The sequence below is a fragment of the Firmicutes bacterium HGW-Firmicutes-1 genome (assembly GCA_002841625.1).
Lineage (GTDB): Bacteria > Bacillota > Clostridia > Lachnospirales > Vallitaleaceae > HGW-1.
Genome location: PHAG01000003.1, coordinates 47,675 through 64,388, shown reverse-complemented (window position 1 = coordinate 64,388; position 16,714 = coordinate 47,675). Strand labels below are relative to the sequence as shown.

Sequence of the window (16,714 nt, the reverse complement as noted above, 5' to 3'; positions counted from 1 at the left end):
TCGTGTATTTCTAATGATTTTCTAATCTTTTACTAAACATGAAGTAATAATCTTCGTATATACTTATACTTAATTAAAGAATGAGATATAATGGAAATAAACAATATGCATAGGGAAATATTTATTAATTGGAGGCAAACATGAAAAGAACAGTTTTAAGCTTAAAAAGTACACTTACTCTTGCAATTATACTTGGTTTAGCATCAATTACAATACTAACAAGTGGATGTCAAAAGAGCGCTGCAGTAGCAGCAACTGAGGAGAAATATACTCCTGTAAAAACAGAAAAGGCAATAAAAGGACCCATAGAAAAAAGCATGACTTATGCAGGGTATTTAAAGCCATTAAAATCAGTTGATGTAAGTAGTAAATCAATGGGGACGATTGATCGAATATTCTTCGATGTTGGAGATCAGGTAAAGGATGGAGAACTATTGTTTATCATGGATAAAAAGAATGCAAGCAATAATCTAATTATCCTTGAAAATCAGATGGATACACAAGCAAATCAGTTGGAATCCTCTTTAAAAGCGGCAGAACTACAATTTAATGATGCAAAAAATATGCTAGATGATATGACTGTGTTATTAAGTGAAGGAATTATTGCTAATCAACAGTTTGAAGATACAAAAATTAGATATGAGCAAGCAAAACTTGCTTATGAGACAGCGAAGCAATCATACGACTTATTTTTTAATGATCCTTCTAAAAGCTCCTTTGCAGCACAAATTAATATTGCCAAAGATGGTGTTAAAGATCATGAAGTAAGAAGTCCTATCAGTGGTATAGTGGCCCAAAGAAATATTGAAGAAGGTGAATTGGCTGGTAACCAACCCGCTTTTACAATCGTCAAGCTTGACAAGTTGATTCTTGAAATTAACGTGCCTGAAAGTGTTATTTCTAAGATTACGCTTAACCAACAGGTTCAAGTTAAGGTTAAGATGCAAGGCGATGAGATTATTATTGGTAAAGTAATCGAAATTTCTCCTACTGTTGACAAACGTACATTTACTTATCCCATTAAGGTGGAAATTGATAATGAAGCGGGACTTTTAAAAGATGGTATGTATGCTGAAGTTTCAATTGTAATAGAAAAAAATGATGAGGCATTATTGATTAATAGAAATGCACTTCTCTTAGATAATATCCAAAAATACATATATGTGGTTGAGAACCAAATGGCAAAAAGAGTGGATATTGAAATGGGCGTTGACAATGGTACAAAGGTTGAAATTTTAAAAGGTCTGGTAGAGGGTCAGGAAGTAATCATCAAGGGACAGGATTACTTAACAAATGGTGAAAAGATTCAGATTGTTCAATAAAACACATGAGTATTTGGAGGCAAGGGTATGAATAAGAAGGATAATGAAAAGGGTATCCAAAATGATGGTTTGAACCATGATGAGATACCAGAACTGTATTTAAAAAAGAATTTTTTAGGGAAATGGTCTGCCTTTTTTATAGAAAGATATCGAGTAACGTTTCTTTTTATAGCAATTGTACTGATTTGGGGTGTATATCAATATGCTACGATAAAGAGAGAGGCTCAGCCTGAAGTTATCTTGCCCATGGCATTTGTTAGTACAGTTTACATTGGTGCTTCGCCAGAGGAAGTTGAGACTCTTATAACAGATAAAATTGAAAATAAGTTAGAAGATTTAGATGACATCAATAATTTGACCTCAGTATCTGGCTTTGGGTATTCCTCTGTTGCTATTGAATTTGATCCAGGAGCGGATATTGACGAAAAGCTAAGAGACATAAGAGAGAAACTTTCAAATATTAGCAGTGAACTACCTAAGGATGCGGAGTTGCCGGTTGCTTCTGACTTCGAAATTGGTAAGTCGCCAGTGGTTATTTATACTGTGAGTGGTGACGAGGATCTTATGACCTTGCAAAATATCGCTAATAATGTAAAAAAAGAATTAGAAAAAATAAGTATTGTGAGCGAAGTTTTAGTAATTGGGGATATTGAAAGAGAAATCACAATTACTGTTGATCCCCAAACGCTTCAAGTATATGGAATTACAATGGAAGATATTCAAAATGCGCTAACTAGCTCAAATATCAATATGCCTGGTGGTGACATAGAGCTTAACGACAAATTATATTCTATTCGAACTGTTGGTAGATTTGATCAAATAGATGAACTTCAAAATGTTATTATTAAGTCAACAGACACGGGGCAACTTGTTTTAAATGATATTGCAATTATAGAAGATGGGTACAAAGAACAAGAAATTTTCGTTTCAAAATCTTTTTACTCAAGTGATGATATAAAAGAAACAAAACATGCGATAGGTATCGCGGTGAAAAAACGAGATTCGTCAGATGATATCAAGGTAAGAAATAAAGTACGTGAAGTTATGGAAGAGAAAAGAAGTGAGCTGATTCCTGAAAATGTCCAATTTGATTTGGTAGGGGATAAAGCGGAGTACATTGAAGATATTGTTGACGATGTAACTGATAATGCTAAAGCTGGATTTTTTCTTGTTATAGTTGTATTGTTTTTATTTATTGGATTTGGTGAGTCGCTTATTGTATCCTTTGTTATACCATTGTCTTTATTTGCAGCCTTTGGTTTAATGAAGATAACAGGTATGACCATTAATAATGTAACCATGTTTTCGATGATACTAGCAGTTGGTATGCTAGTAGATAACGCCATTGTTATAATGGAAAACGTGGATAGACTTAGGTTTAAAGGCCTATCAGCAAAAGATGCAGCAGTAGTAGGTACAAATCAAATCGCGCCTGCAATTCTTGCCTCAACGTTAACAACTTTAGCTGCATTTTTCCCAATTGCCCTAACTTCGGGAATAATGGGAGATTTCATAAAACATATTCCATTTACCGTTATTTTTGCACTTAGTGCATCGTTTTTAATGGCAATTACAGTTACACCGTCCATATGTTCATTGGCCTTGAAGAAACATCGAAGTCATGATGATGGAAAAACACACCCTATAAAGAAGAAAATTAGAATTTCCTTATCTGTTTTATTGGTTTTTATTTTATCATTGGCAGCTTTCATGGATTATGGAAAAGAAGGCTTAAAAGGTATAGGGCCGTTAGCGATCGTTGCAGCAATACTATTTGGATCGGGGATGCTATTTAAACAATTAAAATCAAAAAATTCTCATGAACCAGGGAAGATTATTAAGAAATACATATCTTTTTTAGAATGGATACTAGAGAAAACGCGTAGAAAGTTATTGGTTATTGCTTCAGTTGTAATAGCGTTAATCATATGTATTGGAACGATACCTATGGGTATACTTAAAGTGGAAATGTTTCCTTCAACAGATTCACCTTGGTTATTTGTATATGTTAGGACGCCAGAAGGAACAACAGTAGAAGATACAGATAAAAGTGTGAAAGAAATAGAAAAGAGATTGTTTTCAGTCCCAGAAATAAAAAGCTTTGTTACTTATGTAGGTAACAATGGAGCAAATGTTTGGGAGGATTATAATGATGATGGTGGTGGGATTCCAAATCGTTCATTTCTATTATTAGATTTACTGGAGGAAGAAGATAGAGAACGTTCAAGTATGGAGATTGCCCAAGAAATCCGAACTTTAATGAAAGGAATACCAGGAATTGACTTTGATGTGGTTGAAATGGAAGGGGGACCACCAACAGGAGCCCCAGTATTTATAAGAATTAAAGGCAATAGTTTAGAAAACATTAGAAAGGTCGAAGAGGATTTTGCAAATACTCTGAATGGCATTAATGGAATAAGAGATGTTGAAACAAGTACGAAAAGAGGTAAAAATATTTTAGAGGTTAAAGTAGATAAAGAAAAAGCTAAGCGATTTGGATTGGATGATATAACGATTGCCTTCGGTATTCGTAATTCAATTCATGGTATAACAGCAACAACCTTTAGACAAGATCAAGAGGAAATTGATATTGTAATCAAGCTAGCTGGACATAAGGTTAACACGATATATGATCTAGAAAAATTAAATTTTTATAACCAAAGTGGAGATGTTATCGCTTTTTCACAGGTTGCAAGTATAGTTGAAACTGAAAGTATCACAGCAATACAACACGAGGATGGAAAAAGAATAGTTTCTGTTTCTGCTGATATAGTACCTAATCAAAATCCGGAAATTGAAACTGCCACAGATGCAGTTAATGCATTTAAAACAGCAATTAAAGATTATCCTGTTTCAGATGATGTTACAATTGAGTATGGTGGAGAAATGGAGATGATGGGTGATTCTTTTGGAGATATGATGGTAAATATGGTTATTGCAGTATTACTAGTATTTATTATATTAGCGATACAATTTAACTCGCTTTCACAACCATTTATCATACTGCTTACGTTACCTATGGCTCTAATTGGAGTTATACCGGGCTTGTTAATGACAGGAAATGCATTTGGATTCTTTTCATTTGTTGGGGTGGTTGCTCTTGTAGGGATTGCAGTTAATGATGCAATTGTGCTTGTAGATTACATTAACTATTTAAGGAAGAATGGTTACGATATCAAAGATGCAATATTGGAAACTGGAAAAACACGATTTATTCCAGTATTTGCAACAACCATAACAACAGTGGGAGGTATCTTACCTATTACCTTAAAAGATCCGTTTCTTGCTCCAATGGGGATAGCCCTCATGTTTGGGTTAACCATGGCAACGACACTAACCTTAGTAATTATACCAACGATATATTCTATTTTAGAGGAGAGTAAGTTAAAAAGCACAGCTAAAAGGGAAGCAAAACTTGATAGTTTAGTTGTAATTAATTAATCATATAAATAACCGACTATGGTGAGTAATTCAGGGATTTCATAGTCGGTTATTTTGTGGATATGAAGTTTATAAATAATTGCAATAATATTTTTAATATGACATGCAGCTGTCAAATTACAAGTGGTATACTGATTTCATAAAAGGATGAAAAGAGGTAGTATAATGGATTATGAAATAGTATATTTAGAAGAAAAGAATGTTGCTGGATTGAAAATTAGAACAAGTAATAGCGACCCTAATATGGTTAACTCAATTGGTGGTCTTTGGCAAGAGTTTTTTACAAAGGGTATCTATCAGTCGATACCAAATAAATACAATGATAAAAGCATTGGCTTATATACGAATTATGAGAGCGATGATCAGGGTGAGTATGATATGATGGTTTGCTGTGAAGTAATTAATTCATCAAAGCTTCCGGTGGGTGTTTATCCTCAGATGATACCAGCTGGAAAATATGCAAAATTTGTTGTCAAAGGTGATATGCAGAAGGTTGTAGCTGAATTCTGGACCAAGCTGTGGTCAATGAATTTAGATAGAAAATTCAGCAGTGATTTTGAGGAATACCAAAGTGGCAGTGATAATATTGTTGAAATTCATATTTATATTGCCTTGAATTCTAATTGAATCAAGAGAGAGGGGGAAACGAAATGGATATTATATCTGTGAACAATGATAATGTTGATACTGAACATATTTGTTGTGCCATTACAGATAAAAAAGGGGAATGCTGTGTATCGTCAAAAAAAGCATGGCTAAAAGAGCGCTATGATGATGGGCTTGTTTTTAAAAAGTTAAATGCTCGTGGTAAGGTTTTTATTGAATATATCCCAGCTGAAAATGCGTGGTGCCCAATCATAGCTGAAAATTATATGTTTATTAACTGTTTTTGGGTTTCAGGGCAATTTAAAGGACAAGGGTATGCAAATAAGTTATTAGAGGGATGTATAGATGATGCAAGATCAAAAGGTAAAAATGGTCTAGTTATCCTTTCTTCAAAAAAGAAAATACCATTTTTATCAGATCCTAAATATCTAAAGTACAAGGGCTTTGAACAATGCGATTCAGCAGAACCTTATTACGAGCTTTTGTATCTCCCATTTGAACTAGGCAATGAAAAGCCAAGATTCAAGGAGTGCTGTAAAAAAGGTGTTATTGATAATCAAGGTATGGTTTTGTATTATTCTAATCAATGCCCCCATACGGAGAAATATGTAAAAATCATTCATGATATTGCAAAGCAACAAGATCAATCATTAAAGGTACTTAAGCTCAATACAACAAGTGAGGCACAAAGTGCTCCCGCACCATTCACCACGTATAGTCTGTTTTATAATGGAAGATTTGTAACCAATGAAATATTATCTGAGAAAAAGTTCGAACAGTTTTTGAATGATAAGGATTTATAAGAATGGTAGTTGGTTTATTCGAAGTATAAAAATTTCTATACTAGATTATTAAAATAGAGAAAAAGTTTTTTTGCATTTACAAAGCACTTTCTGATATAGGGAGTGTTTTTTTAGATTTATTCGTATTATAACTAAAAGCATATGTTAACAAGTTCCATGTATCTATTTGGATGGATTCACAGATAATAGAAATATTAAACAACATGGGATGGTGCATAATTATGAATAAATTTAATAGCTTATTACAACATTTGATTGTTTTTATTATCTTTGGATCCATTTATTACATGCTAGAAATTATTTATGATGGGACTAGCCATTGGGCGATGTTTGTTTGCGCGGGGCTAAGTGGAAACCTTGCAAATTATCTTCATACCTGTCATCCAAGAATGATGATTCTCAAGAAAATTTTTTTTATTACAAGTATCATATTGGTACTTGAATACACTTCAGGCTACATTCTTAATGTGTACTTTAAACTAAATGTTTGGGATTATAGTGAGGCATCATTTAATCTACACGGTCAAATATGCTTGCTATTTGCATTTATTTGGTTCTTCATTTTTAGTCCTTTGATCATTTGGTTTGTAGGCGGCGTTAGGTATGTGCTTTTTGGAGAAAGAAGGCCATCACACCTATTGAATATTTACGTACTCTTTTTTACAGATCTTCTAGGATTCATAGGAATGAAAACTCTTCGAACAAATTCTCTCACTTTTCAATATAAAAAGTGAGTCTAATGTTTACATTTTGAGTTTATTTGATATAATCCTGTCTTTGACAGTTGTTGAATTAACAAAGCTTGGAAACCCTTGTAAAATGGGCTCTCCAAGTTTGTTTAAGTGTTTAAAAAATGAGCAATAAAGTAGGTGGTAAAATGAGCTTCAATACAATCATCACGTTGTAGATAAACCGGTCTGGCTTTATATTCTGTTTTTGGTTTTTTATTTGAAAAATGTCACAAAAAGTGTTATCATTTAATTAATATAAATTACAACTATTCTTGACTATAGTTCTGTAGCCTTGTATGCGTGCAATGAAATAATGATGTAAGCTAAAGGAGGTTTTGCAATTATGTTGAAAGTTGCGGTAGGTCATAGTGAAGATGTGGACTCGAAAGATGCAATTATTGATTGCCTAGAACAGTGTAATCAATGCTTGCAAGGTCTAATACCACAGGCGGGAGTATTGTATAGTGCAATTGAGTTTGATCATAAACTTATATTAGAAGAAGTTATAAAGATGTATCCTGACATTGAATTAATAGGCTGTACAACAGATGGCGAAATGTCCTCTAGACTCGGATGCATTGAAGATTCTGTTACTCTAATCTTATTCTATTCTGATACCATCCAAATGAAAGCTGGATTAGGGATAAACCTTTCGCAAAGCCCCGAAGATGCGGCGCAAGTAGCCATTAAAGAGGCGAAAAGTAAATTAAATCATGAACCTTCTTTTTGTATTACATTAGCTGAAAGTATGACAGTTGGTGGCGTTGCAATTATTAAGGCGTTGCAAAAAGAACTTGGAATAATGTTTCCGCTTTTTGGAGGTTTGGCTGCTGATCAATGGGTTATGAAGAAAACTTATCAATTTTATAAAAATCAAGTATTAACTGATGCAGTACTGGTTTTATTGTTTTCAGGTGATATCCTATTTTCGTCAGGTGTTGCAAGCGGTTGGTCCCCAATTGGACATAAAAAATTGGTGACGAGAGCCATTAATAATATAGTATATGAAGTAGATGGAGAACCTATTTTAGATTTTTATAATAGGTATGTTGGTGGAAACTATAGCAGAGTACCAACAGAATATCCACTTGCAGTATTTCCAGAGAAATCCGAAAAATTTTATATAAGAAGTCCATATACTTTTAATGAGAAAGATAAGAGTATAACTTTTTTTGGAGATGTACCAGAAAACGTTGTTGTGCAATTGGTTTCTAGTTCTATTGAGAACATGAGCATTGCATCTGAAACAGCCTTGAGAGAAGCAATTGAAGGATATAAGGGAACAACTCCTGAAGCGGCTTTGGTATTTACCTGCTCTGCTCGAAAAGCTATTTTAGGTATGAATGTTGATAAGGAGTATTTGTATTTACAAAAGAATATGCCTGAAGGTTTTCCAATTTGTGGATTTTATACTTATGGAGAAATTGCACCTTTGGAAAATAATAAAGAGAGTAGATTTCACAATGGTACGATTGCGGTAGTTCTAGTAGGAGAAAAGTAAAATGGACCCTAATGAATTCGAAGAAATAATTTCTAATTACGAAAAGAAAACAAAAATATTAGAAAAGAAGCTTAATCGCTCAGAAGAAAACAGGCTTCATGTACAAGAAATGAAAGATAAAACCCAGCTTATGTTAACTCGTTTAATGGATGAAATTGATAGTGCCAATGAAATTATTAAAAAAAGAAATGAAGAATTAAAAGAGTTGAAGGAACAAGCGGAGGCTTCTGTTAAAATCAAGAGTAATTTTCTTGCTAATATGAGTCATGAAATAAGAACACCAATGAATGCAATCATTGGATTTTCAAATCTTATTTATAAGACTGAGTTGACGAACAAACAAGAGGATTATATACATAAAATCGGAAATGCGGCACATAACCTATTATATATTATCAATGATATTTTAGACTTTTCTAAAATTGATGCCGGTAAATTAAGCCTTGAGGAAATAAAATTCAATCTAGAAGAAGTAATGACCAATCTTGCAGATATGATTAGCATTAAGGCCTTTAACAAAGGACTGGAGCTGATAGTGATGCAAGATCCAAATATTCCAGAGTGGCTTGAGGGAGACCCTCTTAGACTTGGACAAGTGCTATTAAACCTGACAGACAATGCAATAAAATTTACTGAAAAGGGTGAGATCTTCGTAAGTGTTACCATAAAAAAAATAACGTCAGAGAATATAACATTGGTTTTTGAAGTTAGAGATATGGGCATTGGATTAACGAAAGAACAAAAGTCTACGCTATTTCAGGCATTTACACAAGCAGATACATCAACAACAAGAAGGTATGGTGGAACCGGTCTTGGCTTGATTATTTCTAAACAAATAGTTGAGCTGATGAAGGGAGATATTCATGTAAGTAGTGAATATGGGGTGGGTAGTAACTTTCTGTTCACAGCTCAATTTAAGCTCTCTCAAGAGGTACAGGAAAAAAAGAGTCTACCGGATAACCTTAAGAGCATTAGAACTCTCATTTTAGAGGAAAATAACAATGTACGTCAAGTACTTGAAATCTATACGCGTAACTTTGGATTTAATCACATTGAATGTGTAGATAAGACAACAGCTATTAAACTTATTGAGGATAGACACAAATATGATTTGATTATTATTGGGTGTTCTATGTCGGGTAATGAAGGTATTCATACTTTGAGACAGATTAAAAAATATATCGATATAGAAGACATGCCTAAATTTATTATGTTGGCAGGTTATATTAGAGAAAACCTGGTTTTATATGCAATTCAAGAGGGTTTTAATGAAGTAATCATGAAGCCGATTAACCAATCTGTACTGTTTGATACTATTATGTCTTTATTTGTTCAAAAGGCAGATTCCTTCGTAGCGGTGAAGAACAAGGAGCATAATTTACATGAGAATTGGAATTTATCTGGCATCAGAGTATTGCTTGCAGAAGACAATGAAATCAACCAACAAGTTGTATGTGAATTTTTAGAGAATGAAGGTATGCATACTCAAGTAGTTGGAAATGGGCTAGAGGCATATCAAGAGTTGAAAGAAAATAAAGATTCCTATGATATTGTACTTATGGATTTACATATGCCTATTCTTGATGGTTATAAGGCATCAAGAAAGATAAAAAATGAGATAGAGAGTTTTCAATTACCTATTATTGCATTAACTGCTGATGCAATGAGCGGAACGAGAGAAATGGTTTTAGATTGGGAAATGGATGATTATCTTACTAAACCAATTAATCCTGATGAGCTCTATAAAGCAATTCATAAGTGGGTACGAAAAGGTGAAGTGATTAGTAGCAATAAAAATTTAACAAAATATCTTGAAAAAAAAGATGAACAAGGTAATGCTGATTCAATCCTTGATAGAAGTGTGTTGCATAGTGTCTATAAAGGAGATGAGAAGCTATTTAGTAGTATTCTTAAAAAATTCATAAAATATAAAGACGTTTGTAATGAATTTGAAGCAATTAATATTGGGAATATCGAAGAAAAAATAAGAATTGCTCATACAATGAAGGGGCTATCAGGTAATATTGGTGCTGTAAAGCTACAAAAAATGTTTGAAAATATTGAGTTATTATTAAGAGCAAATCAATATAGTGATGCGGATTTTTCTGAACAAATTAAAATTATAAATGAAATGCTTGCTATAATATCCAATGAAATTGAAAAAACACTGAAACAGGATGAGTTAATATTAATATCTGAAGAAGATGAAAAAGACTATGAAGTAAAATTTGAATCGTTTATGGATATGCTTCAAGGATATGACGCTAGATCTAAAAAAATCCTTGATGAAATATCGCCACACCTAAAAAAGATAATGACTAATGAAGATTATAATAAAGTTGCGCATTCAGTATTAGAATATGATTTTGAAACAGCCTATTCAATATTGCTAGAAAAAGTAGTAATTACGACAAAATATAGAATATGGGAATGATAATATGGAAAAATATAAGCACACAATTTTGATAGTAGATGATGCACCTGATAATCTAGAAATTCTTGATGGTGTATTAAATGAGGATTATTATATTAAAGTAGCTAGAAGTGGTAAAATTGCTTTAAAAATTGCAGAACAAACATGTCCTGATCTCATTCTTTTAGATATAATGATGCCAGAAATGGACGGTTATGAGGTATGTAAAAGACTAAAATGCAATCCTATTACCAAAAAAATTCCTATTATATTTGTTTCTGCAAGAAACGAAGTTATTAATGAAGCCCGAGGATTGGAGATTGGAGCTGTGGATTATATCACAAAACCAATTAATGCCTCTATAGTGCTTTCTCGTGTAAGAACTCATATAGCATTATATAATCAAAAAAGAGAACTTGAATTACAAGTCCTTGAAAAAACCAGAGAATTAATAGATACCAGAGTTGAAATTATCAGAAGGCTTGGTATTGCAGCAGAATTCAAAGATAATGTGACAGGAATGCACATTTATAGAGTAAGCCATTATTGTAAAACGATAGCCTTAAAGTACGGCTTTCCTGAAAGTGAAGCAAATCTTTTATTAGATATTTCCCCGATGCATGATATAGGCAAAATTGGGATTTCAGATAATCTTTTATTAAAACCAGGTAAACTAACCGAAGAGGAATTTGAAATCATTAAAACGCATACATTAATTGGTGCGCGAATTATAGGTGAGCACAGTTCGGAGTTGTTAAAAACTGCTAAAGTAATTGCACTTGAACATCATGAAAGATGGGATGGTACAGGTTATCCTAATGGATTAAAAGGAGAAGAAATCAATATCTTCGCAAGAATTACTGCGGTTGCAGATGTGTTTGACGCACTTACAAGCAAAAGGCCATATAAAGATGCTTGGACTATACACGAAGCCTCAGATTACTTGAAATCACAAGCAGGCAAACATTTTGATCCCAATATTATTACAGCCTTCTTTTTTGGATTAGAGGACATTTTGAAAATTAAAGAAAAATATTCTGAGGAATAATTATTTATAATCTATGTAATTAAAATTGAGAAATTATTTTTATAGATACAAAAAGCACTTTCTGCTATAGGGAGTGTTTTTTTTGTCTTCTAGGAATCATAGGAATGAAAACACTTCGAACAAATTCTCTCACTTTTCAATATAAAAAGCGAGTCTAATGTTTACATTTTGAGTTTATTTGATATAATAGTGTAATGGGGTATTTGAAATTAATAAAAAATGGTGTAGGAGGAGAATTATAGTGAAAAAAGTCGGAATTTCTGTTTTGGCGGTTGGATTGTTTTTTGTTTTAACATTTAGTAGTGGAAAAGGGCTGGGTATGTTTAAGGATTTGAAAGAAACAGATTGGTTTTATGAAAATGTTATGGTACTGGTGGGCAATGGAATCATTGATGGCTATACAGATGGTCAGTTTAAGCCTACTAGTACGATGACCACAGATCAATTTATTAAAACCATGGTTGTCGCCTTGGGTCACAAGCTTGAAAATGGCAAAGACTATTGGGCTCAGCCCTATATTGATAAAGCGATAGAGTTGGGAATTGTTAAAAATGGTGATTTTACATCTTATAAGAATAGCATTACTAGAGCAGAAATGGCTATGCTTACAGTTAGAGTAGTTGAAATGCTAGAGGGTGCAAAAACCTATACATATGTTGGCTCGCAGGAGTATAAGCTTACAAATTCTATTTTGGATTATAGTAGTATAAAGGTTGAGTTAAAGCCTTATGTCTTGAAGGCTTATGAGCTTGGTACCATCACGGGGTATCCTGATGGTAAGTTTAAGGCCAATGACTCGTTGAAGAGAAGTGAAGCGTGTACGGTTATTAGAAGGGTGATTGAGGAGAAGGTTAGGGATAAGTTTGTTTTTTATGGGATTGAGATCATTGATAATTTGGATGGGCATGATCCGGATTTGTTGGATTTTAATATTATTATGAACATAGTATCGCCATTGGAACCTCAGTATGAGCAAGCGGAAGCATTTTTAACGAAAGCGGTTGGTACTGAGCTAACAAAAGAAATTATGACCTATGCTAAAACAAAGAAGGATTTTCAAATGACGTTACCTTCTAAGATATTTGAATGGAAATTTGGAAAGAAAGTCGAAGTTGGTTCACCAGGCGGATATACAACAATCACAGTTAGAGGTTGGTAAGGGGGATATAAATGTTTAAAAAAGTTGTAACGTTATTTATATGTCTTATTTTGATAATTAGCAACATAAACATTTCATATGCGGATGAAATGACAAAATTAACATTGAAACAAGCAATAGATATTGCAAATATTGAGTTTAAGGAGAAATACAATCATCCAGGAAATTTTTATAATAATACTTATCCAGTTAGTAAAGCCATATATGATGAATATAATATTCTAGTTTGCTCCATTGAGGGTGTTACAAAACATGGAACACAGGATCCTGAGGGTGAATATAGATTTTTAGGTTATGATCCCTATGGTGAGAGTGTTGAAAATCCAGATTATTATTATGATGCATTAGATGGCACTGATTTTGATACATTTGATTGGTTCACTTATCCATGGAATAATACCTCGGTAATATTAAAATATGGAATATTCAAATCGCAATTTGACTATCATTCCTCCGAATTCCGAGAAATCTTCCTCTACGGCTTCAACTACTACCACGGAACGAACGGAATTTATGGAAACCACCTTGGTCCTAACTGGCAGGATCTTCCTTGGGAAACCTATTACCACATCCCAATTGCTCCAACACAAAATACCCGAGGAGTTGCATGGTTATTTCACAAAGAAAGTGATGGAAGTGTTTGGTATACAAGTGCCTGGCTGCCACCGCTTAGCGTCTTAGAAGAAGAAACACCAGCATTGGTAGAGGTTAATATTGCTTCAGATAGCACAGTAATCGGTCACAATAAAAAAGGCACATCAATATTTGATGTTAAACAAGGTGTACCAACGAGCGAAAATCTATATGTAAACGTATCAACGAATGAATATCTAGTGGAATTGAGTATAAATAAAATATCTGGAACCCACGTGTATACAACAAGTTCTTTTTCAGGTTTTGATGGAACAGGAAATGCAACTTATTCCTCTTCGACTAGTTATACACCTTATAGTTATTATAAGATTGCGCATTTAGAAGTGTACGGAATAGATCATTCAGTGACATCAAATTATGCGCTTCCAAATGAAAACACAACTATTGAGCCGGATCATCATTATTATACTCCTCCAACAGTTCTATTTGATCAAGTTGGAAGCATGACAACTAATGGACCAAGCGTTACTGTTTGGAATGACAAGCTTGTTATAAATGGACAAGTTATTTTGGACAGCTCAAAGGTGAATCAGTTTGGACCTGATCCTAGACCAGTAAATATACCATTGACCCATGAGAAAGCCCTATATAAAGAAGGCTTAATGATTAATCCAAAGCTTTCAAACAAGACATCAACTGCCAGCAACACAATTGTATATTATAAATACATAGATGGGACTAGCGTAGGTGGGACAAAGACGAGAACCATAACTACGAATCATGTTACCGTACATACGCCTATAGTATGTGACGGAGGAATTTTCAGTGATAATGCCTTCGATCAATCCTTAAAGACTGATTCATCTAGAGCAGCGGTGATACTTGGACGACCAACAATAATACAACTTAAGACAAGGGGTCAACATTTGAATATTCCGGGCTATGGAAATAAAGATTATGTAAAGTACATAACACTTAAACAAGTCAAGTTTCCTTTTGATGTTTATCCCGATACCAAAGAGGAGAGTAAAAGCAAATATTTAAAAGCAAATACCTGGTATAGCATACCACTAAATCAAGATTCACTTGATATATATGTCCCAACCTGGGTAACAGAAGGACAATATACAATTGAATATCGTACAATTGCAATTAATTCACCAACGACTTATCCCTCTGAAATCAATGCAAACCTTAACATATCGAACTATGTTGCAACTGATTCCAGTCAGGTCAAGGTTATAGGAAGACTTTATGGATTTAGAATCTCTGACATTGAAAATTATCCATTATGGGAGGATGTTTTTAGAATAGAAAAAAATTCTCTTAAGCATACGGATCATTATTATACTGTTGGTGATAAAGATGAAAATGGTTTGTCTAATGGGAATATACCAATTTTAACATTGCCAATATTACAAGGAAGCCATCCAACCGTTTTAAATGAAGGGGCTTTGCCAACGGGATATACCTTTAAGTTCGAATGTGAAACAATTGGTGATTACGCAGGTGATAAGGATTGTATTGAAATTATTCCGAGGTTCTATTACATAAGTAAGGATGGCAAGACAAAGAAAGAAGTTGATTTATGGTATAGCGAATACTTTAATGGAAAAAACAACTATTTCATTCAAGTAGGAAGTAAAGCGGATGAGGAAAATATCAAATACATTAAACTTGGAGATCCGGATCGTAGTGTACCAGATAAGGAAATGAAAGAAACAAGTAATATTTTAGGCATTACAGAAAGTGTTCTCAAGACGCAAAAAGCAAAGCTTGGCTGGTTTGATAGAATCGTATTGGCAAAACCCTTAAGAACCTTTGTAGGCGATACAGAAAATTTACCTAGTAATGTGAATACTACTTTAGTGAAAAAATCTGTTCAACATTGGTATGGGGAGTACTATTTGCCTAATCACCTTTATGTTGCACCAAAAGGCTTTGATGTTCTCTCCTATTCAAAGACCAATTATGGACTTGATGGAAAAGAGAATTTCTGGCTGAATAAGGGATATATCGTTGTTAATTTTGATATAGTTACTGTAAAGGAAGGGGAATTTCAAAATTCCATTCTAAGCTATTATAATTCGCCAAGAAGCAATATGTGGCAAACAGAAGGTTATAAAAACACGAAGAAGGATTACAAGGGAATCATCTTTCAGTTACAAGACGGGGATGTTATCTTCTACGATATAGATAAAAAAGCAACGCAGGATTACACGACGGAAGGTACTCACTAGAATATATTTAATTTAAGCATGATAGCCTCAATGGTTGCCATGCTTTTTGTTTTTTATTAGAAATTGGTGCTAATGTAATACTGTCTTATAAAAAATAATTGATTAATTAGTAAATAACGCGTATAATAAAATCATGATTGACTCACCAGTCAACGAGAGATGAAAAGGAGGTTATGATGTGAATGAGACGAAAATGGATGGCATCAAATCATTCAATACGAATATATCAGCACACAAAATAATGTCTATGGATGAAGATAAAAGAAATCGTGTGATAAATGCTGCTCTTGAAGAGTTTTCAAAAGGATTTAGAAAAGCAAACACAGACACTATTGTGCAAAACTCCGCTATATCAAAAGGATTGTTGTTTCACTATTTTGGGACAAAAAAAGAATTGTTCTTATTTTTGATTAGGTATTGCACGGATATAATCAGTGATGAATTTAACTCAGTAAGCTTTGATAGTCGCGATTTTCTGGAAAATGTTTGGAATATGTCACTGCTTTCCTGCGAATTGACCGTGAAGTATTCTCTTGTGTATAAATTTTTAGTTCCTGCGATTACTTCAATGAAGACAGAGTTTCCAGATGAATCATTAAGCAACTATAAAAACCCTGTAGCTGAAATTTTGGGAAATAGCTTTAAAATTTTCGACCATTCACTTTTTCGTGATGATGTTGACATACAAAAAGCATGTAATGTAATTTTGTGGGCCATCAAAGGTTATTCGGACTCTTTGATGTCGTATGGAAACAATCTAGAGGACTATACAGAGCATTACGAAACGATAAAGAAAGAGTTGTCCGAGTATATGGTATTGTTGAGAAAAGCATTTTATAAATGAAAGGAGAAATTT

The 16,714-nt window shown here is 33.5% G+C and carries 11 protein-coding genes; all 11 read left to right on the top strand.

The features are described 5' to 3' along the window. Positions 1 to 140 precede the first annotated feature (140 nt). On the top strand, positions 141 to 1,322 hold the full coding sequence (locus CVU84_04990) for a hypothetical protein (GenBank protein PKM95426.1): 1,182 nt from the start codon (positions 141 to 143) through the stop codon (positions 1,320 to 1,322). Positions 1,323 to 1,349: 27 nt separating this feature from the next. After that, positions 1,350 to 4,763 carry a hypothetical protein gene (locus CVU84_04985; protein PKM95425.1) on the top strand — a complete coding sequence of 1,138 codons (3,414 nt, stop codon included), beginning with the start codon at positions 1,350 to 1,352 and terminating at the stop codon, positions 4,761 to 4,763. Positions 4,764 to 4,928: 165 nt separating this feature from the next. Further along, positions 4,929 to 5,390: an AraC family transcriptional regulator gene (locus CVU84_04980; protein PKM95424.1), complete on the top strand. Its 462-nt coding sequence runs from the start codon at positions 4,929 to 4,931 to the stop codon at positions 5,388 to 5,390. A 23-nt stretch (positions 5,391 to 5,413) separates the two neighbouring features. Continuing rightward, positions 5,414 to 6,172, top strand: coding sequence for a GNAT family N-acetyltransferase (locus CVU84_04975; protein ID PKM95423.1), 759 nt, complete (start codon positions 5,414 to 5,416; stop codon positions 6,170 to 6,172). 170 nt (positions 6,173 to 6,342) lie between these two features. Then, on the top strand, positions 6,343 to 6,906 hold the full coding sequence (locus CVU84_04970; GenBank protein PKM95422.1) for a hypothetical protein: 564 nt from the start codon (positions 6,343 to 6,345) through the stop codon (positions 6,904 to 6,906). A gap of 340 nt (positions 6,907 to 7,246) precedes the next feature. Further along, on the top strand, positions 7,247 to 8,404 hold the full coding sequence (locus CVU84_04965; GenBank protein PKM95421.1) for a hypothetical protein: 1,158 nt from the start codon (positions 7,247 to 7,249) through the stop codon (positions 8,402 to 8,404). A gap of 1 nt (position 8,405) precedes the next feature. Next, on the top strand, positions 8,406 to 10,838 hold the full coding sequence (locus CVU84_04960; GenBank protein ID PKM95420.1) for a hypothetical protein: 2,433 nt from the start codon (positions 8,406 to 8,408) through the stop codon (positions 10,836 to 10,838). Between the two features lie 4 nt (positions 10,839 to 10,842). After that, positions 10,843 to 11,865, top strand: a complete 1,023-nt coding sequence (locus tag CVU84_04955; GenBank protein PKM95419.1) for a two-component system response regulator — start codon at positions 10,843 to 10,845, stop codon at positions 11,863 to 11,865. Positions 11,866 to 12,106: 241 nt separating this feature from the next. After that, positions 12,107 to 13,024 (top strand): hypothetical protein, encoded by a 918-nt coding sequence (locus tag CVU84_04950; protein ID PKM95418.1) that lies wholly within the window; start codon positions 12,107 to 12,109, stop codon positions 13,022 to 13,024. An 11-nt stretch (positions 13,025 to 13,035) separates the two neighbouring features. After that, positions 13,036 to 15,858 carry a hypothetical protein gene (locus tag CVU84_04945; protein PKM95417.1) on the top strand — a complete coding sequence of 941 codons (2,823 nt, stop codon included), beginning with the start codon at positions 13,036 to 13,038 and terminating at the stop codon, positions 15,856 to 15,858. 178 nt (positions 15,859 to 16,036) lie between these two features. Continuing rightward, positions 16,037 to 16,702: a hypothetical protein gene (locus tag CVU84_04940; protein ID PKM95416.1), complete on the top strand. Its 666-nt coding sequence runs from the start codon at positions 16,037 to 16,039 to the stop codon at positions 16,700 to 16,702. The last annotated feature ends 12 nt before the right edge of the window (positions 16,703 to 16,714 follow it).